Raw genomic sequence first — 19,074 nt, 5'->3', positions numbered from 1 at the left:
TCGCCCTCCGCGTCGCGCACCAGCGCGAAGCCGCGCGCCAGCACGGCGTTGTAGGACAGCGCTTCCAGCTGGCGCGAGGCGCCGGCCAGCGTCGCGCGCCGTTCACGCAGCAGCGCCAGCAGGGGCGCGGCGGAGAAGGCATGCAGCGCGCGCGCGCCGCCGAGGCGCTGCACCTGCCGCGCGAAGGCGGCGCTGCGCCGCCCGTCGAGCAGCGCCACCGCATGGCGGCGCGCGGCAATGGATTCGCGCGGATGCGGCACAGCCAGCGACGCCAGGGAGTCGCGCTTCAGCCGGATGAAGGCGCGCAGCGCATCGGGCAGGCCTGCGCCGGCCTCGTCCACGCGCCGCCGGTATTCCAGCACGCGCGCCGGGATATCCGGCAGGCGCCGTTCCAGGCGCAGCAGCGTCGTCTCCGCCGCGCGCAACTGCCGCGTCGCCGCGCCGCGCAGCCGCGCGCCGGTCTGGTCCAGCGCGGCGAGCAGCTCCGCACGCGCGGGCACCGCCATCTCCGCCGCCGCGGTCGGCGTCGGCGCGCGGCGATCGGCGGCGAAGTCGATCAGCGTCGTGTCCGTCTCGTGCCCGACCGCGGAGATCAGCGGAATCGGACACCGCGCGGCCGCCCGGACCACAATCTCCTCGTTGAAGGCCATCAGGTCCTCGAGGCTGCCGCCGCCGCGCGCGACGATCAGCACGTCGGGGCGGGGGATCGGCCCGTCCGGCGGCAGGCGCCCGAAGCCCTCGATGGCGGCGGCGATGCGCTCCGCCGCACCCTGCCCCTGCACCGGCACGGGCCAGAGCAGGATGCGGCGCGGAAAGCGGCGCGCGATGGTGGTGCGGATGTCCTGGATGACCGCGCCGGCCTCGCTGGTGACCACGCCGACCACGCGCGGCAAGGCGGGCAGCGCGCGCTTGCCCGAGATCTCGAACAGCCCCTCGGCGGCGAGCCGGGCCTTCAGTTTCTCGATGCGCGCCAGCAGCGCGCCTTCCCCGGCATATTCCAGCCGGTCGATCACGAGCTGGTATTTCGAGCGGTCGGCATAGGTGGTGAGCTTGCCGGTGGCGATGACCTCCACGCCGTTCTCCGGCTGCACCGAAAGCCGCGCCACGGCGGATTTCCAAACCACCGATTCCAGCTTCGCGGATTCGTCCTTCAGCGACAGGTAGATGTGACCGGAGGGGTAGCGCTTGCACTCGGTGATCTCGCCGCGCACGCGCACGCGGCCGAAGGCGCCTTCCAGGGTGCGGCGGATGGCGCCGGAGATCTCGGAGACGCTGAATTCGGGAACGTTGGCACCGGAGGCGGGGAGCCCTGGTGCCGGCGGCGTGGTGTCCATCGCCGGACCCTATGCTAGGACGCGCCGGCGCGGAACCTGCCGCGCGGGACGGTGCGGGGTGGCGCGATGCGGGTGCTGGTGGTGGGCGGCGGCGGCAGGGAGCATGCCTTGTGCTGGGCGCTGTCCCGCTCGCCCCTGCTCACGAAGCTGTGGTGCGCGCCGGGCAATCCGGGGATTTCCGACCTCGCCGAATGCGTGCCGGTCGGCGCGACCGACATCCCGGCCCTGGTCCGATTCGCGCGCGAGGAGCGTGCCGACCTCGTGGTGGCCGGGCCGGAGGCGCCGCTGACGCTGGGCCTGGCGGATGCCTGCGCCGCGGCCGGCGTCGCCTGTTTCGGGCCGAGCGCCGCGGCGGCGCAGCTCGAAGGCAGCAAGGCGTTCTGCAAGGACGTGGCCGATGCGGCCGGCGTGCCCACCGCCGCCTGGCAGCGATTCACCGATGCATCGGCCGCGCGCGCCTATCTTCGCGACCGCGGCGCGCCCATCGTGGTGAAGGCGGATGGCCTCGCGGCCGGCAAGGGCGTGGTCGTCGCCGCGACGCTCGCCGAGGCCGAGGCCGCGATCGCCGACATCATGGAAAGCCGCGTGCATGGCGAGGCCGGCGCCACCGTGGTGATCGAGGAATTCCTTCGCGGCGAGGAGATCTCCTTCTTCGCGCTCTGCGACGGCGAGACGGCGCTGCCCTTCGGCGCCGCGCAGGACCACAAGCGCGTCGGCGAGGGCGACACCGGCCCCAACACCGGCGGCATGGGCGCCTATTCGCCCGCGCCCGCCTTCACCGCGGTCCTGGAACAGCAGACGATGCAGCGCATCGTGCTGCCGACATTGCGCGAGATGGCGCGGCGCGGCACGCCCTTCCGTGGCGTGCTCTTCGCGGGGCTGATGCTGACCGAGGACGGGCCGAAGCTGATCGAGTTCAACGTCCGCTTCGGCGATCCCGAATGCCAGGCGCTGCTGCTGCGCCTGCGCTCCGACCTGCTGCCCGCGCTGCGCGCCGCCGCGCAGGGCGATCTCTCGGGCGTGCGGCTGGACATGTCCGACGATGCCAGCCTGGTCGTGGTGATGGCGGCCGAGGGCTATCCCGGCACGCCGCGCAAGGGCACGGAGATCCGCGGCCTGGCGGCCGCCGCCGCGCTGCCCGGCGTGCGCATCTTCCACGCCGGCACCGCGCGCCGCGCGGATGGCGCGATCCTGGCCGATGGCGGGCGGGTGCTCGGCATCGGCGGCACCGCCGCGCCGCGGCGCGCGGCGCGCGACGCGGCCTATGCGGCGGTGGACGCGCTGGACTGGCCGGGCGGCTTCTGCCGGCGCGATATCGGTCACCGCGCATTGTGAAGGAGGCGACGCAGTTGCACAGGCCGCTCATCGCGATCGACGGCTACAATCTCTCGCTCGAACAGGGCACCGGCGTCGCGACCTATGCGCGTGGCCTGTCGCACCGGCTGAAGGCGCTCGGCGCGGAAGTGGGCGTGCTCTACGGCCACCGCTCCTCCGCGGGCAAGGACGGGCTGCTGCGCGAGGTGACCTTCTTCGATCCGCGCGGCGACCTGCCCGGCTGGCGCCGGCCGATGGACGACCTCTCGCGCATGCTGAAGCTGCGCTTCGGCGTGGAGGCGGTGGAGGTGCCGATCGGCAGCGTGGAGACCACCTCGCTCGCCGCCCGCCTGCCGGCCTTCGACCGCATCTGGAACATCCCGAGCCTCTACCGCGCCGCGGTGCTCGGCTTCGGCGCCAGCCACCGCTTCGGCCGCGTGCGCCTGCCCAACGCGCCGAAGCTGATGCACTGGACCTATCCCGTGCCGCTCACCGCCGAGGGACCGAACAAGGAGGCGCTGCCGAACATCTACACCATCCACGACCTGGTCCCGCTGCGCCTGCCCTTCACCACGCTCGACAACAAGAAGCGCTATCTCGGCACGGTGCGCGGCATCGCGGACCGCGCGGCGCATATCGTCACGGTCAGCGAGGCCTCGCGCCGCGACATCGTGACCCTTCTCGGCGTGCCGGAGGAGAAGGTGACGAACACCGGCCAGGCGGTGGAACTGCCCGATGTCGCGAAGCTGAAGCCGGAAGCCCTGGTGCGGGCCGAGCTGGAAGGCTTCTTCGGCCTCCACTGGCAGAAATACTTCCTGTTCTTCGGCGCGATCGAGCCGAAGAAGAATGTCGGCCGCTTGATCGAGGCCTATCTCGCCGCCGGGTCCGAGCATCCGCTGGTGATCTGCGGCAAGCAGGCCTGGAACGCGCATCAGGAACTCGGCCTGCTGTACGAGGACGACCGCCGCGAATTCGTCCCGCGCGGCCCGGTGGAGGGCGTGCAGGGCCTGCAGCGCAAGCTGCGCGACAAGGTGATGCTGATCGACTACGTGCCGGGCCGCCTGCTGACCGGGCTGATCCGCGGCGCACGCGCGATGCTGTTCCCCTCGCTGTATGAGGGCTTCGGCCTGCCGGTGGTGGAGGCGATGCATCTCGGCACGCCGGTGATGACCTCCGACACCTCCTCGCTGCCGGAGGTGGCGGGCGATGCGGCGCTGCTGGTGGACCCGTACGACACGCGCGCGATGGCGGAGGCGATCCAGCGCCTGGATGCCGACGCCGCGCGGCGCGCGGAGCTTGCCGCGCGCGGCCCGCGGCGCGCGGCGACCTTCAACGCGGAGGACTACGGCAAGCGCCTGGCGGAGATGTATGCGCGGCTGGGGATCAGGCTGGGGCCGCCGGCCTAGGGCGGGGGGGGAACACCCCCCCCCGCCCCCCCCGCCCCCCCCCCGCCCCCCCCCCCCCCCCCCCCCCCCCCCCCCCCCCCCCGACCGACCTACGGCCTCAAGCGAGGACGCCCAGCCTCACCCCTTCGCCCGCTCGTAGTAGGACCCATCCTCCGTCTTCACCACGATCTTCTCCCCCGCGGTGATGAACGGCGGCACCATCGTCTTCACGCCGTTGGACAGCACCGCCGGCTTGTAGGAGGAGCTCGCCGTCTGCCCCTTCACCACCGGATCGGCCTCGACCACCTCCAGCACCACCGTCTCCGGCAGGGACATCGCCACGGGCTCGCCCTCGATGAGGCGGACATTCACCGTCATGCCCTCGGTCAGGAAGGGCAGGCGGTCCCCCAGGATGTCCTTGCTGACGAGGGTCTGCTCGTAGCTGACCGGATGCATCAGGACCAGTTGTTCGCCATCGGCGTAGGAGAAGGTGAACTCCTCATCCGCCGTCTCCAGCCGCTCGACGGTGTCGGCGGTGCGCCAGCGCTGGTCCTTCTTCGCGCCGGTCTTCACGTTCCGCATCTCCACCTGGATGACGGCCGCGCCCTTCCCGGGGATCATGATGTTCTGCTTGAGGATGGTGTAGCGCTGGCCTTCGAACTCGATGACCATGCCGGCACGCATCTGGTTGGCCTGCATCTTCGCCATGGCGGGCGGTGTCCTGACGTCGTCTAGGGGTCTGAAGGATCGCGGCGCGCTTACAACGAGGGGGCGGGGAGGGCAAGGCGGAGCGCGTGCTCGGCCCCTTCGGTCGGCCTCTTTCGCCCGGCTAGACGCCCCCATTCCGTGGAGTTAGCAGGTCCAACTGAAGGTGCATCGGAGGGGGATTATGCACGTTTACGAATCTTCGCTGCTTGTGCCGGCGGAAGATTGTAAGATTGCGACCGGGCCGCTCACCGAAAGCCCATGGGCCGAGTTTTGGCTCAACCCGCGCATGCTGCGCGGAACTGATTTTTTGATGCGCTGGTCACAGGGCGTCTGGAGTGAGAAGCGCCTCATCGAGGCCGTTAATGCGACCTCGCAATTCACGGCGCTCCCTTATGGCCCGAGCGGCGTCGCCCCGGAGGAACCCCGCGAGGTTGAACTCTACTTCGAACGCCTAGAAGCCGCCGGGATGGCGGGGCAAAAGCGCCCGGACTTGCTCGTCTTCCGTAAAGAGGATTGCTCCGCGGTCGAGGAGTTGGTGCGTGACATCGGAGGCGAGGCAGAACTGCCATTTACAAGCGATGCCGATCCTCGCATCCGCGCATTGCTCGACCGCTCTATTGTCGCGGTGGAATGCGAGAACAGCCTTTGGCACGCTGCGAAGATGCCCTCGTATGGCAAGCCCCTGGATCAGAAGCGTTTGCGGGATGGCAAGCCGGGCTTACCGAAGAGCGCAGTCCTGCCCACTGTTATCATTAAGGACGAGGATGTTGACCGTCTCGCTGCATGGCAACGTCATCATCGGGTCCCGATCCACGTTTGGCATGTCTTTTACGATCGTGCTTTCGGAATAGCTTTTGACACAGCGCGAGACCTGTTCCGTTCGGGGGAGATCGCCCCGACCATACAGGTATTCCAAGCGCCCGGCGGCGCCACCACCCGGAAGGCGATTTACAAGATTTATTACCACTATGCCTATGAACTCGCTGTTTCCACTCAGGAGCCAGAGTTGATCGCACGTTCGATCGTAGATCGCAACGGCCACGTTCTGCCGTATGTCGCTTTCGATGGTGGACGTTTGGCGCTCAGCGACGCGGCCGTTGATCGCCTCACCCAGATCTCTCAGGAAGACCCTCGCTAATGGCTCGCAGCCCCGCAGGCGCCGCCCTTCCCGTCAGTGGCCCCGCACGCGAAAAGCTGCGCGAAAAGGGACAGTTCTGGACTCCCGACTGGGTCGCAGATGCAATGGTCGCATGGGCTATTCGCGGGCGAGAAGAAATCTTTGATCCTGCCGTTGGCGGCGGCGCCTTTTTTCGTGCAGCCCGGCGTCAGGCTGCGCGAACTGGCCGAGCCGTATCTCTCTCGGGTACTGAAATTGATCCTGCAGCGTTGGCCTCGGGACGCTCCAGTGGCATGTCGGCGGCCGATCTCGACGGAGTGACAATAGCCGACTTCATGGAGGTGGCTTTCCAGCGCCGTTTCAGTGCCATCGTTGCCAACCCACCCTACGTTCGGCATCACCGCTTCGAGCCTAGCTACAAGATGCGGTTGCATGCCTTCGCGAAGGCGCACCTGGGCAGCGATCTTGATGGCCGGGCGGGGCTACATGTGTTTTTCCTCGTGAAGGCGCTTACTCTTCTTGAAGCGGGTGGGCGCCTTGCATTCATCGTGCCGGCTGACACTTGCGAGGGGCGCTTTGCGCCGGCTCTTTGGCGCTGGATCGGTCGTAACTTCCGGATCGAGGGAGCGGCGACGTTCACGCCGGAGGCCTCTCCCTTCCCCGGCGTAGACACGAATGCGATCGTCCTTCTTGTCAGCCGGCTGCCGCCCGCAGCCACTCTCCGTTGGGCTCGAGTGCTACGGGCCGATACCTCGCGGCTGTACGAGTGGATGGCTTCGGATCTGCCGCTATTTGCGGATGGAGACATCGCCGTCTCAGAACGACGTTTGGACGAGGCCATTGCAACTGGCCTAACCCGCGCACCCGTCGAGGAGGCGCCCGGCGATACAGTTCGTCTCGGCGAGATGTTCCGCGTAATGCGCGGGATAGCGACCGGCGACAACGACTTTTTTTTCCTGACGTCAGGCCAGATCCGCTCTCATGGTTTGCCGGGCAACCTCTTTATTCGTGCGATCGGCAGAACGCGCGATCACACGGGGGGTGCCAACCTGACGCTAGCCCATCTCGATGCGCTCGATGCAATCGGTAGGCCCACCTACCTTCTCAGCTTAGACCGCCCGCGCGACAGCGAGTTGCCCGAGCCAGTCCGCCGTTATCTCCGCCTTGGCGAAGAGAAGGGATTGCCGGCCCGCCCCCTCATCGCTCAGCGCAAACCTTGGTTCAGAATGGAGAGGCGCGAGCCGCCGCTTTGGCTTTTCGCCTACCTCGGCCGACGGAGTTGCCGTTTCATCGGGAACTCGGCCGGCGCCGTGCCCCTAACAGGGTTTCTCTGCGTTTATCCGCGTCCAGAGGCTCGACTCAACTTTGAGGCTGCGACCCATGCCCTCAATGACCCGCGCACGCTTGGCAACCTCGCACGCGTTGCAAAGAGCTACGGTGGTGGGGCGCTCAAGGTAGAGCCGCGCAACTTGGAGCAACTCCCCATCCCCCTAGAGGTGTTGCGCGACAACGGTCTCGCGACACGCCAGCAGATGGCTTTGATTTAGTAGGTAGGTTTGCTGTCCCGCACCAGTGATCCGATGTCGTTCCTATGCGCATCGCGCGCAATTCTCCAGCGGATCGGCCGTCAAGCGGCGCGCTGCACCGCGCGCGAGCGCCATGGCGCTGCCAGCATCGCCAGGGCTAAACCATTCCCGCCGCCCCACCCCGCAGCACCCCCCAGGAGGCCCCCATGCCCCTCACGCTGCACTACCTCTCCGGCTCCCCCTACACGTGGCGCGTCCACATCGCGCTGGCGCACAAGGGCATCCCCCACGCCCTCCGCCCCATGTCCTACGATGCCGGCGATTTTCGAGCGCCCGAATTCGCCGCCCTCAACCCGCGCCGGCGCGTGCCCGTCATCGAGCATGACGGCTTTGTCCTCTACGAATCCGCCGCCATCCTCGAATACTTCGAGGACATCGCCTCCACCCCGCCGCTGCTCGCCGCCGATCCGCGCCGCCGCGCCATCCAGCGCCGCCTGGTGCGGGAGGCCGACCAGTATCTCGCCACCCATCTCGAGGAACTGGTCGAGGCCGTGCTCTTCACCCCGCCCGACCAGCGCGACCCCCAGAAGATCGCGGACGCCTGGTCCCACCTCCGCGCCGAACTCGCCCTGTGGGAGACGCTGATCGAGGGCGATTTCCTCGCCGGTGAGTCGTTCAGCGCCGCCGACGCCACCCTCTACCCCCTGGTTGCGCTCGCCCGCCGCATCGCCTCCCGCAACCCTGGACTGATGACCCCCGAAAACCTCGCAGGACCGCACATCGCCGCCTGGATGGCGCGGATGGAGGCCCTGCCGGTCATCCGCGCCACCTGGCCGCCCCATTGGGGCGCCCCGCCCGGCGCCTGAGCGAAGCCGCGGCCCTGTTAGGCCGCGTCCTCCGTCTCCCGAAGCTCCTTCTCCAGGGCCTCCCGGATCAGGCGCTGATACGGCACGCCCCGTGCCGCCGCCTTGCGCTTGATCGCCTCCAGCAGCGCCGCCGGCATGCGCATGTTCACCGTCGCGTCCTTGCGCGCGAATTCGAACCGCGTCGGCCGGAAGGCCCGAAAATCCAGGCCGGAGAGGTCGCCCTCCAGGAAGGCTTCGGCCTCCGCGTCGGTCGTCATCTCAGGCACCGTCTTCGGCTTCTTCATAGCGCCGCACCTCCTCGGCATGCATGTATCGGGCGCTGATCGGCCGGATCAGCAGCACCCCGCCGGCCTCCCGCAGGGTGAAGGCGACGAAGAGCGGCCGTCCCGCCGCGTTGCGCCCCACCGCGATGAAGCGCTGCTCCGCCACCGAATGCCGGATGTCGGGCGCCACGCGCGGCGTGCCGTGGAACAGCGCCTCGATCTCCGTCTGCGAAACTCCGTGCTTCCCGCACTTCTCCCGGTTCCCCGCATCCCAATCGAAGCCGCCGACCCCGATCATCTGGGATGCGCCGCCGTTTTGTCCATACAAATGTCCATGCATTCAGGCTCCCGCAGCGCGCTCCGCCATGCCATCATCCACCGCGCCCGAAAACCTCGGGGAAGGGGACAGCCATGCATGTGGACGGCGCCTGCCATTGCGGCCAGAGACCGTTTGAGAATGCCGGCGGCTGAGGGGCCGCAGGGGGATTTTTCGTCCCGGCTAGGCGGACGGCGCCGCCGATGCTGGTTGCATCGGCAAGCCGGCCAACGACGCAGGGGCGGAAAAGACCCGCGGACCCGACCCGTCCGGTGTTCTCAAACGGTCTCTTAATCACCTATGAGGCCGAGCTCGACCCCGCCGGCATCCTCGTCTGCCACTGCACCGACTGCCAGCGCCTCTCCGGCAGCGCCTTTCGCACCGTCGCGCTGACCCGTCCCGGCGGCTTCCGGCTGCTTACCGGCACGCCCAGCACCTATGTGAAGGTGGCCGAAAGCGGCCGCAGGCGCCTGCAGACCTTCTGCCCCACCTGCGGCTCCCCCATCACCGCGACGGGGGAGGGGGAGGAGCCCAAGGTCCACAGCCTCCGCCTCGGCACCTGCCGCCAGCGGGCGGAGCTCGTTCCGGTCGGCCAGATCTGGTGCCGCTCCGCGCTGCCCTGGCTGGACGACCTGCCCCACGGCATCCCGAAGCGCGAGCGCGCCTAGCCCACCGGCTTCCCGCGCCGGTCGTCAATCGACACGCCGCCGGGTTGATCGAGATCATCTCCTGTCCGTTCAATTCTTCTTATGAAGGGGACATCGCGCGGGCCGCGCGCATCGGCCGGCCCGGCGGAATGGGAGAAGGTCACTGCGATGAAGACCGCTCGCTACGCCCTTGCCGGGGTGCTCGCCGTCGCCCTGCCCGCGATGGCCTCCGCGCAACCGGTCAGGGGGCTCTATCTCGGCGCCGGGATGGGCTTCGACATCCCGCTCGACCAGACGATCGCCGCCTCCGGCCTGGCGGAGGAGAAGCTTACGATCGATTGGGGCACCGGCTTCGCGGGGGTGCTGTCGCTCGGCTACGGCTACGGGAACGGCCTCCGGGCGGAGCTGGAGGGGTCGTACCGCTCCAGCAGCATCGGCAGCATCAGCGGCACCGACGTGGCCAATTTCTCGGGCGGCTCGCAGCGCAGCTACGGGCTGATGGTCAACGGCTTCTATGATTTCCGGCTCGGCGTGGACTGGGTCTATCCCTATCTCGGCGCGGGCCTGGGCTACCAGTGGACCGAACTCGACGACTACCGGCTCGGCCCCGCCGATGGCCGCGCCTTCGGGATGAGCGCATCCGGCACCGATGGCGCCTTCGCCTACCAGGCGATCGTGGGCGCGGCCTTTCCGCTGCGCGCGGTGCTCGGCCTGTCGCTGACGGCGGAGTATCGCTTCCTCGGCACCTTCGGCCACCAGAGCTATGACGGCTACAAGATCAACCCGCGCGGCCGGCGCACCGATGCGCCGCTGACCCTCGAATCGCAGCAGCATTCGATGATCCTGTTCGGCCTGCGCTATGCCTTCGGGGGGCCGCCCCCGGCGCCGTAGCGGCGGCGCCTTCGCGCCGCCCTTGCCCCTGGCGCCGCGCCCGTTGTTCGTGATATGTTCGCGGCGCTCTTTGAAACGGCGCGGGCCGCGCCGCCCATCCGTCCACGGCAGCGTCCGTCAGCCGGCGCGGCGCACCGGCACCTTGCCGCCGCCGCCCGGCGTCTCGGTCACATAGGTCGGTTGCGCCAGGCCGCTGATCCGCCCGCGCAGCCCCTCGACCAGCGCGAGACCCTCCTCCGCCGGCACCCGGAAGCGCGCCGTGCCTGGCGCCTTGTCCAGCTGGTGCAGGTAATAGGGTTTTACGCGACACCGCAGCATCGCCCGGAACAGATTTTCAAGGGCTTGCGCGCTGTCGTTCACGCCGCGCAGCAGCACGGATTGCCCCAGCAGCGGCACCCCCGCCCGCGACAGAAGCCGCAGCGCCGCCGCCGCCTCGTCGGAAAATTCCCGCGCGTGGTTGGCATGCACGCACAGGAAGAAGGCTTTGTCCGAATCCAGCGCGGCCACCAGTTCGTCCGTTACACGCGCCGGATCGGCCACCGGCACCCGGCTGTGCACCCGCACGATCTCCAAATGGGGAATTTGTCCGAAAGCCCGCATCAGCCCCGAAAGCCGCCGCGGCGACAGCATCAGCGGGTCGCCCCCGGTCAGGATCACCTCGCGGATCGCGGGCGTCGCCGCCAGCCAGTCCAGCGCGGCCGACAATTCGGCCTCGGTCAGCAGCCCGCCATCCGGCCCCACCACCTCGCGCCGGAAGCAGAAGCGGCAATAGACCGGGCAGGCCAGCAGCGGCTTCAGCAGCGCCCGGTCCGGATAGCGCCGCACCACCCCCTTCACCGGCGTGAAGGGCGCGTCCGCGGTCGGGTCCTCGATCTCGTCCGGCGCGGTGACCAGCTCCGCCGCATCGGGGATGTATTGCCGCCCGATCGGGTCGTCCGGCGCGCCGATCAGCGCGGCGACGGCAGGCGTCACCGCGATGGCGTAGCGTTCCGCCACGCGCGCGACGGCCGCCTCGGCCGCCGGGTCCAGCAGGCCGGCCGCGACCAGCGCGCGGGCGCTGCGCATCGTGCGGGGCATCGCGTCATCGGGCATGGTTGCGGCCCCTAGCCCGCGAAGCCCCGCCCCGTCCATGCCCCACCCTCCTTGGCACCCCGAAAGCCTCGCCGCCCGGCTGCCCTTCCTGCGCCGCCGCGCCCGCCTCGCCGCCGAGACCCGCGCCTTCTTCGCGGCGCGCGGCTACGCCGAGGCCGAGACGCCCTGCCTGGTCCCCGTCCCGGGCATGGAGGTGCATCTCCGCGCCTTCCGCAGCGAATACCGCCCGCATCTCGGCGCCGGCCGCGCCACGACGCTCTGGCTGCGGACCTCGCCCGAACTGGCGCTGAAGCGCCTGCTCGTCGCCGGCGCCGGCCGCGTCTTCGAGCTCGCCCGCGTCTGGCGGAACGGCGAGCTGAGCCCGCGCCACGCGCCGGAATTCACCATGCTGGAGTGGTACGCCCCCGGCTTGACCCTCGACGGCCTGATGGACGAGACCGAGTTTTTCGTCCGCAGCGTCTGCCCGCGCCATGTCGCGCATGCCGGCATCGCCACCGACCTTGCGCAGCCGTTCGAGCGCCTGTCCTGCGCCGAGGCTTTCGGAAAATACTGCAACGGCCTGAAGATCCTCGATACCGTGGACCCGGCGACCGCCGAGGGCGACGCCGCCGCCCTCCACGCCGCCGCCCGCGCCGCCGGCCTCGACCTCCCCGAGGGCCTCGGCTGGGAGGACGCCTTCTTCCACCTGCTCCTGACCCATGTGGAGCCCCGCCTCGGGCGGGACCGCGCGACCTTCCTCACCCACTGGCCCGCCCCGCAGGCCGCGCTGGCCCGCCGCGACCCGGCCGATCCCCGTGTCGCACTGCGCTTCGAGCTGTTCGTCGCCGGCCTGGAGCTTGCCAACGCCTTCGACGAGCTGACCGACCCCGCCGAGCAGCGCGCCCGCTTCACTCGCGACGTCGCCGCCCGCAAGCAGGAAGCCGGCGAGGAAGGCTGGGAGGTGGACGAGGACTTCCTGGCCGCCCTCGACCACGGCATGCCCGCCGGCAGCGGCATCGCGCTCGGCTTCGACCGCCTGGCGATGCTCGCCAGCGGCGCCGAGCATATTCAACAGGTTCTGTGGCTGCCCTCGGACGTCACCTGAGCGCGCCCAAAACTTCCGCCTCGCGCTCCGCCGGCCAGGCGTAGAAGGTGAAGATGTAGGGGTCGGAGGCGCCGAACACCGTCGGGTCGCTCGACGCCACCTGCATCGTCGCCGGATCGAAGGCGGCGAAGGGCTGCATCGCGCCGCGCAGCCAGAAGCCGAGCGCATAGCCGAGCCCGGCCAGCATCGCCGGGATATCCCGCGTGGCGCCGCGCCGGTGCCGCTCCTCGATCTCCAGGCTCAGCAGCGGGCGGCAGCGGGCCAGCGTGTCGCGCGCCCCCTCCAGCACCTCCTGCTCGGCGCCCTCGGCATCCACCTTCATGTGGCGGAGGTCGGCGAGGCCCAGGCTGTCGAGCGTGATCACCTCCACCGGATATTGCCGGGTGGCGATGCCCTCGAACTCGGCATAGTCCTTGACCAGGCTCGCCCACTGCTCGATGGCGCCGCTCGCCGGCACCGGCACGCTGAGCGTCAGACGCCCCGGCGCCGCGCCCAGCGCCTCCGGCCGCAGCGAGACGTGCGGCGGGATGGCGCCGTACTCCGCCAGCACCGCCGCGCGCAGCCGGGCGAAGGCGGCGGGCAGCGGCTCGAAGGCGATCACCCGCGCGCCGGGCAGCCGCGCGAAGGGCAGGGTCAGCAGCCCGTCATGCGCCCCGACATCCACGATGCTTCCCGCACCGCGCCAGAGACGGGTGTGGAAGCCGGTCTCATCCACGGGGATAGGCTCCCCCGGTCACCGGGTCGCAGGGCGGGTCGGGCGTCGCCTGGATCGCGCGCTCCGCCCGCAGCTGGTCACCGGGCCGCCCGGTCAGCTGCTCGGGCGGGTCGCCCGGCGGGTAGGCGCCGACCACCAGCAGGTCGGGCGACTGGCCGAGGTTGCAGTGCCCCGTCCCGGCCGGCAGCACCACCACGTCCCCGGCCCCGAGATCGATCGTGACCCCCGCCTCGCCGCCCAGCCGCATCCGGACCTGACCGGCGGCGATGGCGAGCGCCTCATGCGTGTTGGGGTGGTAATGCTCGAATTCGTGCAGGCCGTTGCGCCAGGCCGGCGGCCAGCCATTGCCGGCGAAAAGGGCCTCGGCCGCCGCCGGGTCGTCGGGCGGCAGGGCGGCGCGGTGCAGCAGCACGGGCAGATGCGGGTTGTTCGGGATCTCGCCCCCGGTCGGGAGCATGAGCAGTTCCGCCCCGTCGGGCCGCTTCTCGTGCATGGGTCGCCTCCGCTTGTCCTGCGGAGGTTAGCACGGCCCGCGGGGCGCGGGCTGCCGGCGCGTCAGCGGCCGAGCGTCTCGGCCAGGCGCTGGTGCTGCAGCACGTGGGGGGAGGGCGCTTCGGCCACTTCCTGCATCGGCTGGCCCTGCGCGGTCAGGATGCGGGTGCCGTGCGGGCGGTTGTAGATGAAACCGTAGGTCGGATAGACGCGGCCGAAGCTGTCATTGTTCCAGCCGACCTGCACGCGCACCGCGGTCCAGTCGTTGCGGTCGGAGACGTCGATCACCGTCACGCCCCGCATCACGGTGCCGCTGCGGATGCCGGGCCCGGCCCAGTTGGAGTGGTCGATCAGGATGGTGCGGTCGTTCACGACACGGCTGACCACCGCGACATGGCCACGCCGCATCCCGCCCGAGGACTTGAAGGCCAGGACCGAGCCGCGCTCCGGGGCGTTGCCGCGGGCATAGGCGCCGGCGGCGTTGTACCACCAGAGCCGGGCGTCCCCGCTGATCTGCATACCGGTGGCCATGCGGGCGAAGGGCACGCAGGACAGGCCGGAGCTCTGCGCCACATGCAGGATCGGCGTCCCGCCGGTGGCCTGGCCGCGGAACGAGACCGGGGTCACCGTGCCATCGCGGCCGGCCGGCCGCGCAGCCGCCTGGCGGGGCGCCGTGGCGCGCGCGGCGGGCGGGCGGGCCGCGCTGCGCTGCGGGGATTGGACATTCTGCGCGCTGGCACTGCGGTTCTGTTGCTGCCCGGCCGCCTCCGCCGCCGACCCCACGGCGGTTGCGACAAGGATGGCGAACCCACAAGCCAGCGCGCGTCCTGCCCGCATCCGGATACCCCCTGCCTCAGTTCCCCACGGACCCCGTAACGGAACCGTGAGAGTGGGGTATCCGCCAGTTTCCCGGCCTGCCAATCCGGCAGAGCGTTACATCCGGAAATCTGGCGTGATTCGTTCATCGCGCCTGTGGATGATCTCCGCCGCTAGGGAGATGATCCTAGAATGAAACCCGCAACACCTCAGCGACACAGTGTTGCGGCATGGATGCAACAGGCGAAACGCGCGAAACAGACTCGAAACGCAGCGACCGCATGGCTGTCATGTGCGCATGTGATGAAACGGAAACGATTCTCGCCGGACGCGCGAGGCGCCCGGCGGATCCGCAACCTGTCGGCTCACTTGCAGGCGGTGATCATGATCTCCACCAGGTGGCGCGGATCGGCCATGTTGGCCTGCACGCAGGCGCGCGCCGGGCGGCCGGCATCGCCCAGCCACTCCACCCAGACCTTGTTCATGGCGTCGCGGTCGCGGATGTCCTTCAGCCAGATCTGCGCCTGCAGCATCCGGGTCTTGTCGGTGCCGTTGGCCTCGAGCGCCGCGTCGATCTTCGCGACGACCTCGCGCGTCTGGCCGGCGACGTCCTTCGAGAGATCGTCGGCCGTCAATCCGGCGAGATAGACGAAATTATGATACTCGACGGAGCTCGAAAGAATCTGGTTGCTGCCCTGGCGGGTGATCTTGGACACGGCGCGGACCTCCTGGAATTGGCGCGCCGGCGTTTTAGGACCGATCGCGCCCGGCTGGAAACCGCCCGCCCGCCGGGTTCAGGCGACCGCGTAGCTGCTGCCCGAGGCCGCGGCGCCGATCATCGCCTCGAACACCGCGACGCCGTGGATCGCTTCCTCCACCGGCAGCGGATAGGCCGCGCCGCCCGCCGCGGCGGCGGCGAAGGCTTCGAGCTCGGCGGCCTCGATGTCGGTCTTCGGGAATTCCCTGACCCAGCCCTCCCCCTCGACGGGCGAGACGCTCAGCCGCTCATGGCCGAGCAGCTCCGCCATGCCCCGCGTGCCGAACAGCGCCACGCGCCAATGCCGCGGCGCCAGCGCCAGCGTGGCGAACCCGACCGTGGCGCCGCTCTCCAGCACGCCGAGCATCGCCGTCGTGTCGTCGATGGTCTGCGAGACGCGCGCATGGCTGCGCACCGTCACCTCGCGGAAGCGGCCGGCCAGGTTGATGATCATGTCCACCATGTGGATGCCCATGCCGCCCATGCCGCCGAGCGGGCTCTCGGCGCGGTCGGCGCGCCACATGCCGGGCTTGTAGCCGAGCGCGCCGGGACCGCTGAAATGTCCCTCGACATGCAGCAGCGTGCCGAGTGCGCCCTCCGCCAGCAGGCGCTTCATCTCGGCCACCGCCGGCAGGAAGCGGCGGTTGTGGCCGAGCGCCATCACCACCCCGGCCGCGCGGCAGGCGGCGACGGCGGCCTCGGCGTCCTGCTTCGCCAGGGTGAAGGGCTTCTCGACGAAGACATGCTTCCCCGCCTTCGCGGCCGCGATCACCTGCGCGGCGTGCTGCCCATGCGGGGTGGCGAGCACCACGGCCCGCACGGCGGGATCGGCCAGCACCGCCTCGTAGCTGGCGTGCAGGCGGATGCCCTTCTCGGCGGCGTAGTCGCGCGCCTTCTCCGGCGTGCCGGTGCAGCCGGCGACGAAGCGAACGCCGGCCCCGTTCCTGCCCTGCACGCTGTCCACCAGCACCCGGCCCCAGCGGCCCATGCCCACGATCGCCGCATCCAGCATCACGAAACCCCTTTCACGACCGTCCCGCCGGATCGGGCGGGGCCGTTTCCAAAGCATCCTGCATGGCCTGGAGCCGCCACAGCCCCCAGGCGAAGGCGGCGAGGAACAGCCCGACCGCCGCCAGCGTCGGGATGCGCAGCCCGAAGGCCTCCCCGGCGGCACCCAGCGCCAGCGCGCCGATCGCGGGAAAGGCGCGGGTGATCAGCCCCCAGAGGCTCAGCATCCGTCCGCGATAGACCGGATCGGTCGCGGCCTGGATCAGCGTCTGCACCGTGATCCCCTGCACCGAGGCGGAGGCGCCGATCAGCGCCGCGCTCAGCATGCCGAGGGGGAAGAAGCCGGTGGCAACGAAGCCCGCCGTCGCGCCCGCCTGCGCCAGCCCGGACCAGACCGCGAGCCGCGTCGTCCCGGCCAGCTTGCCGCGGCTGGCCACCCAGAGCCCGGCGGCCAGCGCGCCCACCCCGAAGCAGGCGGTGAGCACGGCCAGGCTTTCCGCGCCGAGGCCGTAGATCCGCTCGACGAAGGGCGGCAGCACTTCCTGGACGCCGCGCAGCAGCATCGCGGTGACCGCGGCATAGAGCAGCAGCGACCCGAGCCCGACATGCCGCGCGGCATAGTGCACGCCGTCCGCGACATCGGCCCAGATGCCCGCCTTGCCGCCATGGCCGCGCCGCTCCGCCACCGCGATGTTCAGCATCAGCAGCGTCAGGCCGGAGATCAGGTAGCCCACGGCATTCGCCGCGATGGCCGGCACCACCCCGAAGGCGGCGATCACCGGGCCGGCGATGGCCGGGCCGACGAAGCGGGCGACGGCGAAGGTCAGCGAATTGGCCGCGACGGCGGCCGGCAGGTCGGCGCGCGGCACGATCCCCGGCATCAGCGTCTGCCGCGCCGGCTGCGCGAAGGAGCCCGCGATGCCGCTCAGCACCTCCAGCGCAAGCAGGATGCCGATGGTCATGTGGCCGCTGGCGGTGATGCCCGCGACCGCCGCGGCCTGCAGCGCGATCGCCACCTGGGTCCAGATGGCGAGCTTCACCCGGTCCACCCGGTCCGCCACCGCGCCGGCCAGCGGGCTGATGACCACGGCCGGCGCCAGGTCGCAGAAGGCGACCATGCCGACCCAGAAGGCGCTGCCGGTCAGCTCCCAGGCGAGCCAGGAGACGGCGATGCGCTGCATCCAGAGGCCGGTCCAGGCCACCATCGAGCCGCCGAAGAAGATGCGGCTGTCGCGGTGGGAGAGCGCGCGGGAGAGGGCGCCCCGCGTGGCCATGCCGCGGCGGGCCTACCGTCCGGCCGCCTGCCCGCCTGCCTGCCTGCCTGCCTGCCCCTGGCGCAGGCAGTCCTGGATCATCTGGTCGCGGGTGAGCTGCGCCGAGGCGCGGTCGTTCTCCGCGCGGCTGTAGGGGGCCACGGTGATAGTGCCGCGGCCGCTTTCCGTCTCGTCCATGCGCATGGTCTGGCCGCGCTCGCGGAACTGCACCACGCGCGTCGCCTCGGCCCGGCAGGCGGCGAGGCGGGCATCCTGGTCGCCGCGCGGCGCGCCGCCGAAGGGGACGTCCACCCGCGCGTTCTGCAGGCGCGCCGAGTCGCAGGCGGCGAGCAGCAGCAAGGGCAGCAGGACAAGGGCGGAGCGCGACATCTTCTGGGACTTTCGGCGCGGATATGGCTCAGGCGGAAGCCCGTTCGGGCAGGCCCCGCGACAATAGCCTCCGAAGCTGCTCCGCGTCGAACCTGGCACCCGGATCGAGCGGCATCGCCGCCGCGGCGCGCAGCAGCGCCGGGTGCAGCTCCACCCCCTCGGCCGTGACGTCGAACATGCCCGCCAGCCACTCCGCGCGCGCCATCACCTCCACCAGCGCCAGCAGCCTGAGGCAGAGCGCGAGGCCCGCCAGTGTGCCGAGGCCCGCGCCGCGATCGACCGCCTCCGCCCAGCAGCGGGCGTCGCGGTCGGCGATGGCCAGCACCGTCGGCTCGGCTTCGGCGCGGCGGAACACCAGCGTCCGTGCCGGCCCCCACCGCCCGGCAGCCGCCCTCGCGCGGGCGGCGTCCCAGGCGGCGAGCAGCGCCTCCGGCCGCACCGCGGGCAGGCGCTCGGGCGGGCAGGGAATGGCGTAGGCGAGGGCGCCATGCGCGTCCTCCGCCACCCGGATCGCGGTATCGGGCATCGCGGCAATGTGGGGCGGCGGCCGGTTCGGCGCCAGGGCCGGGGCGACTTCGCAAGGCTGGCCTGCCGCCGCATGATTGCGTGCATGGAGCCGAACCGCCTGACCGCCACCGAGGCCGCCCGCGCGATTGCCGCCGGCCGCCTCTCCCCCGCCGCGCTGATGGAGGCCTGCCTGGCGCGCGCCGCCGCGCGCGAGCCGGCCGTGAACGCCTTCGTCCATCTCGATCCCGCCCAGGCGCGGCGCGGCGCGGCGAAGGCCTGGCCCGGCCCGCTGCACGGCATCCCCTTCGGTGTGAAGGACGTGCTGGACACGGCCGACATGCCCACGGGCTACGGCTCTCCGATCTGGGCCGGCTGGCGGCCGCGGGGGGGGGGGGGCGGGGCGGGGGGGGGCGGGGGGCTCGGCTCGCTCTCCGGCAATGCCGGCTGGGGCGCGCTGATCGGTGCCGGCGTCGGCGGCGCCAGCGGCTACCTGATCGACCGCAACCGCTAGGACTGATCCCGATCGGGGGGGGGGGGGGGGCCCCCCCCCCCCCGGGGGGGGGCGCCGGCGGGGGGGGGGGGGCCCGCCGCGC

At 70.9% G+C, this 19,074-nt stretch carries 22 protein-coding genes; 9 read left to right on the top strand and 13 right to left on the bottom strand.

Annotated elements, in window-relative coordinates; genetic code table 11:
• On the bottom strand, positions 1 to 1,334 hold a 1,334-nt coding region (gene xseA, locus AC1MIR_RS00580), incomplete at its 3' end, for an exodeoxyribonuclease VII large subunit (RefSeq protein WP_480026245.1).
• 66 nt (positions 1,335 to 1,400) lie between these two features.
• Between xseA and purD the strand changes: the two genes are divergently transcribed.
• A complete protein-coding gene (gene purD / locus AC1MIR_RS00575) occupies positions 1,401 to 2,669 on the top strand; it encodes a phosphoribosylamine--glycine ligase (RefSeq protein ID WP_480026244.1) in 1,269 nt (422 codons plus the stop codon).
• A 14-nt stretch (positions 2,670 to 2,683) separates the two neighbouring features.
• Positions 2,684 to 4,054 carry a glycosyltransferase family 4 protein gene (locus AC1MIR_RS00570; protein ID WP_480026243.1) on the top strand — a complete coding sequence of 457 codons (1,371 nt, stop codon included), beginning with the start codon at positions 2,684 to 2,686 and terminating at the stop codon, positions 4,052 to 4,054.
• A 117-nt stretch (positions 4,055 to 4,171) separates the two neighbouring features.
• Here the strand turns inward: AC1MIR_RS00570 and efp are convergent, their stop codons facing one another.
• Positions 4,172 to 4,741: an elongation factor P gene (gene efp / locus AC1MIR_RS00565; protein ID WP_480026242.1), complete on the bottom strand. Its 570-nt coding sequence runs from the start codon at positions 4,739 to 4,741 to the stop codon at positions 4,172 to 4,174.
• A 181-nt stretch (positions 4,742 to 4,922) separates the two neighbouring features.
• Between efp and AC1MIR_RS00560 the strand changes: the two genes are divergently transcribed.
• From AC1MIR_RS00560 to AC1MIR_RS00550, 3 genes are all read left to right on the top strand, one after another.
• Entirely contained in the window at positions 4,923 to 5,879 is a 957-nt protein-coding gene (locus AC1MIR_RS00560) for an AccI family restriction endonuclease (protein ID WP_480026241.1), read from the top strand.
• Entirely contained in the window at positions 5,879 to 7,405 is a 1,527-nt protein-coding gene (locus AC1MIR_RS00555; protein WP_480026240.1) for an N-6 DNA methylase, read from the top strand. Before AC1MIR_RS00560 ends, AC1MIR_RS00555 begins: the two co-directional genes overlap by 1 nt.
• 185 nt (positions 7,406 to 7,590) lie before the next feature.
• The gene (locus tag AC1MIR_RS00550; RefSeq protein ID WP_480026239.1) at positions 7,591 to 8,250 is read left to right on the top strand and encodes a glutathione S-transferase family protein; all 660 of its coding nucleotides are present in this window, start codon (positions 7,591 to 7,593) and stop codon (positions 8,248 to 8,250) included.
• A gap of 17 nt (positions 8,251 to 8,267) precedes the next feature.
• Here the strand turns inward: AC1MIR_RS00550 and AC1MIR_RS00545 are convergent, their stop codons facing one another.
• Complete coding sequence (locus AC1MIR_RS00545; protein WP_480026238.1) at positions 8,268 to 8,507, bottom strand: CopG family antitoxin; 240 nt, start codon at positions 8,505 to 8,507, stop codon at positions 8,268 to 8,270.
• A 1-nt stretch (position 8,508) separates the two neighbouring features.
• Entirely contained in the window at positions 8,509 to 8,811 is a 303-nt protein-coding gene (locus AC1MIR_RS00540) for a BrnT family toxin (protein WP_480026237.1), read from the bottom strand.
• A 290-nt stretch (positions 8,812 to 9,101) separates the two neighbouring features.
• Between AC1MIR_RS00540 and AC1MIR_RS00535 the strand changes: the two genes are divergently transcribed.
• Entirely contained in the window at positions 9,102 to 9,497 is a 396-nt protein-coding gene (locus AC1MIR_RS00535) for a GFA family protein (RefSeq protein WP_480026236.1), read from the top strand.
• A gap of 147 nt (positions 9,498 to 9,644) precedes the next feature.
• Positions 9,645 to 10,367, top strand: coding sequence for an outer membrane protein (locus tag AC1MIR_RS00530; protein WP_480026235.1), 723 nt, complete (start codon positions 9,645 to 9,647; stop codon positions 10,365 to 10,367).
• Between the two features lie 117 nt (positions 10,368 to 10,484).
• On the opposite strand, the gene AC1MIR_RS00525 is transcribed toward AC1MIR_RS00530, so the two are convergent.
• The gene (locus AC1MIR_RS00525; RefSeq protein WP_480026234.1) at positions 10,485 to 11,444 is read right to left on the bottom strand and encodes a lysine-2,3-aminomutase-like protein; all 960 of its coding nucleotides are present in this window, start codon (positions 11,442 to 11,444) and stop codon (positions 10,485 to 10,487) included.
• A gap of 52 nt (positions 11,445 to 11,496) precedes the next feature.
• On the opposite strand from AC1MIR_RS00525, the gene epmA reads away from it, so the two are divergent.
• Positions 11,497 to 12,543 carry an EF-P lysine aminoacylase EpmA gene (gene epmA / locus AC1MIR_RS00520; RefSeq protein WP_480026233.1) on the top strand — a complete coding sequence of 349 codons (1,047 nt, stop codon included), beginning with the start codon at positions 11,497 to 11,499 and terminating at the stop codon, positions 12,541 to 12,543.
• Here the strand turns inward: epmA and AC1MIR_RS00515 are convergent.
• The 8 genes from AC1MIR_RS00515 to AC1MIR_RS00480 form a co-directional block, all read right to left on the bottom strand.
• Positions 12,536 to 13,258, bottom strand: coding sequence for an FkbM family methyltransferase (locus tag AC1MIR_RS00515; protein ID WP_480026232.1), 723 nt, complete (start codon positions 13,256 to 13,258; stop codon positions 12,536 to 12,538). The two genes, epmA and AC1MIR_RS00515, sit on opposite strands and share 8 nt — an antisense overlap.
• Positions 13,251 to 13,715, bottom strand: coding sequence for a cupin domain-containing protein (locus AC1MIR_RS00510; RefSeq protein ID WP_480026231.1), 465 nt, complete (start codon positions 13,713 to 13,715; stop codon positions 13,251 to 13,253). The genes AC1MIR_RS00515 and AC1MIR_RS00510 overlap by 8 nt, the downstream gene beginning before the upstream one ends.
• 98 nt (positions 13,716 to 13,813) lie before the next feature.
• Positions 13,814 to 14,377 (bottom strand): CHAP domain-containing protein, encoded by a 564-nt coding sequence (locus AC1MIR_RS00505; protein WP_480026230.1) that lies wholly within the window; start codon positions 14,375 to 14,377, stop codon positions 13,814 to 13,816.
• A gap of 554 nt (positions 14,378 to 14,931) precedes the next feature.
• Positions 14,932 to 15,282 (bottom strand): RidA family protein, encoded by a 351-nt coding sequence (locus AC1MIR_RS00500; RefSeq protein WP_480026229.1) that lies wholly within the window; start codon positions 15,280 to 15,282, stop codon positions 14,932 to 14,934.
• Between the two features lie 78 nt (positions 15,283 to 15,360).
• Positions 15,361 to 16,335 (bottom strand): Gfo/Idh/MocA family protein, encoded by a 975-nt coding sequence (locus AC1MIR_RS00495; protein ID WP_480026228.1) that lies wholly within the window; start codon positions 16,333 to 16,335, stop codon positions 15,361 to 15,363.
• A 13-nt stretch (positions 16,336 to 16,348) separates the two neighbouring features.
• Entirely contained in the window at positions 16,349 to 17,605 is a 1,257-nt protein-coding gene (locus AC1MIR_RS00490) for an MFS transporter (protein WP_480026227.1), read from the bottom strand.
• A 12-nt stretch (positions 17,606 to 17,617) separates the two neighbouring features.
• Positions 17,618 to 17,974, bottom strand: coding sequence for a hypothetical protein (locus AC1MIR_RS00485; RefSeq protein ID WP_480026226.1), 357 nt, complete (start codon positions 17,972 to 17,974; stop codon positions 17,618 to 17,620).
• Between the two features lie 28 nt (positions 17,975 to 18,002).
• Positions 18,003 to 18,500, bottom strand: coding sequence for a hypothetical protein (locus AC1MIR_RS00480; RefSeq protein WP_480026225.1), 498 nt, complete (start codon positions 18,498 to 18,500; stop codon positions 18,003 to 18,005).
• An 84-nt stretch (positions 18,501 to 18,584) separates the two neighbouring features.
• Between AC1MIR_RS00480 and AC1MIR_RS00475 the strand changes: the two genes are divergently transcribed.
• Complete coding sequence (locus AC1MIR_RS00475; protein ID WP_480026224.1) at positions 18,585 to 18,992, top strand: amidase family protein; 408 nt, start codon at positions 18,585 to 18,587, stop codon at positions 18,990 to 18,992.
• Positions 18,993 to 19,074: the final 82 nt, after the last annotated feature.

The organism is Falsiroseomonas sp. RANM36 (assembly GCF_056682175.1).
This window is presented reverse-complemented; position numbering and strand designations above follow the sequence as displayed.

Coding starts and splice junctions, on each gene's coding strand:
- AC1MIR_RS00540 (WP_480026237.1), bottom strand. CDS start 8,811: ATGATCGGGGTCGGCGGCTTCGATTGGGATGCGGGGAACCGGGAGAAG.
- AC1MIR_RS00550 (WP_480026239.1), top strand. CDS start 7,591: ATGCCCCTCACGCTGCACTACCTCTCCGGCTCCCCCTACACGTGGCGC.
- efp (WP_480026242.1), bottom strand. CDS start 4,741: ATGGCGAAGATGCAGGCCAACCAGATGCGTGCCGGCATGGTCATCGAG.
- AC1MIR_RS00475 (WP_480026224.1), top strand. CDS start 18,585: ATGGAGCCGAACCGCCTGACCGCCACCGAGGCCGCCCGCGCGATTGCC.
- purD (WP_480026244.1), top strand. CDS start 1,401: ATGCGGGTGCTGGTGGTGGGCGGCGGCGGCAGGGAGCATGCCTTGTGC.
- AC1MIR_RS00525 (WP_480026234.1), bottom strand. CDS start 11,444: ATGCCCCGCACGATGCGCAGCGCCCGCGCGCTGGTCGCGGCCGGCCTG.
- epmA (WP_480026233.1), top strand. CDS start 11,497: ATGCCCCACCCTCCTTGGCACCCCGAAAGCCTCGCCGCCCGGCTGCCC.
- AC1MIR_RS00545 (WP_480026238.1), bottom strand. CDS start 8,507: ATGACGACCGACGCGGAGGCCGAAGCCTTCCTGGAGGGCGACCTCTCC.
- AC1MIR_RS00485 (WP_480026226.1), bottom strand. CDS start 17,974: ATGTCGCGCTCCGCCCTTGTCCTGCTGCCCTTGCTGCTGCTCGCCGCC.
- AC1MIR_RS00495 (WP_480026228.1), bottom strand. CDS start 16,335: ATGCTGGATGCGGCGATCGTGGGCATGGGCCGCTGGGGCCGGGTGCTG.
- AC1MIR_RS00510 (WP_480026231.1), bottom strand. CDS start 13,715: ATGCTCCCGACCGGGGGCGAGATCCCGAACAACCCGCATCTGCCCGTG.
- AC1MIR_RS00530 (WP_480026235.1), top strand. CDS start 9,645: ATGAAGACCGCTCGCTACGCCCTTGCCGGGGTGCTCGCCGTCGCCCTG.
- AC1MIR_RS00480 (WP_480026225.1), bottom strand. CDS start 18,500: ATGCCCGATACCGCGATCCGGGTGGCGGAGGACGCGCATGGCGCCCTC.
- AC1MIR_RS00560 (WP_480026241.1), top strand. CDS start 4,923: ATGCACGTTTACGAATCTTCGCTGCTTGTGCCGGCGGAAGATTGTAAG.
- AC1MIR_RS00490 (WP_480026227.1), bottom strand. CDS start 17,605: ATGGCCACGCGGGGCGCCCTCTCCCGCGCGCTCTCCCACCGCGACAGC.
- AC1MIR_RS00555 (WP_480026240.1), top strand. CDS start 5,879: ATGGCTCGCAGCCCCGCAGGCGCCGCCCTTCCCGTCAGTGGCCCCGCA.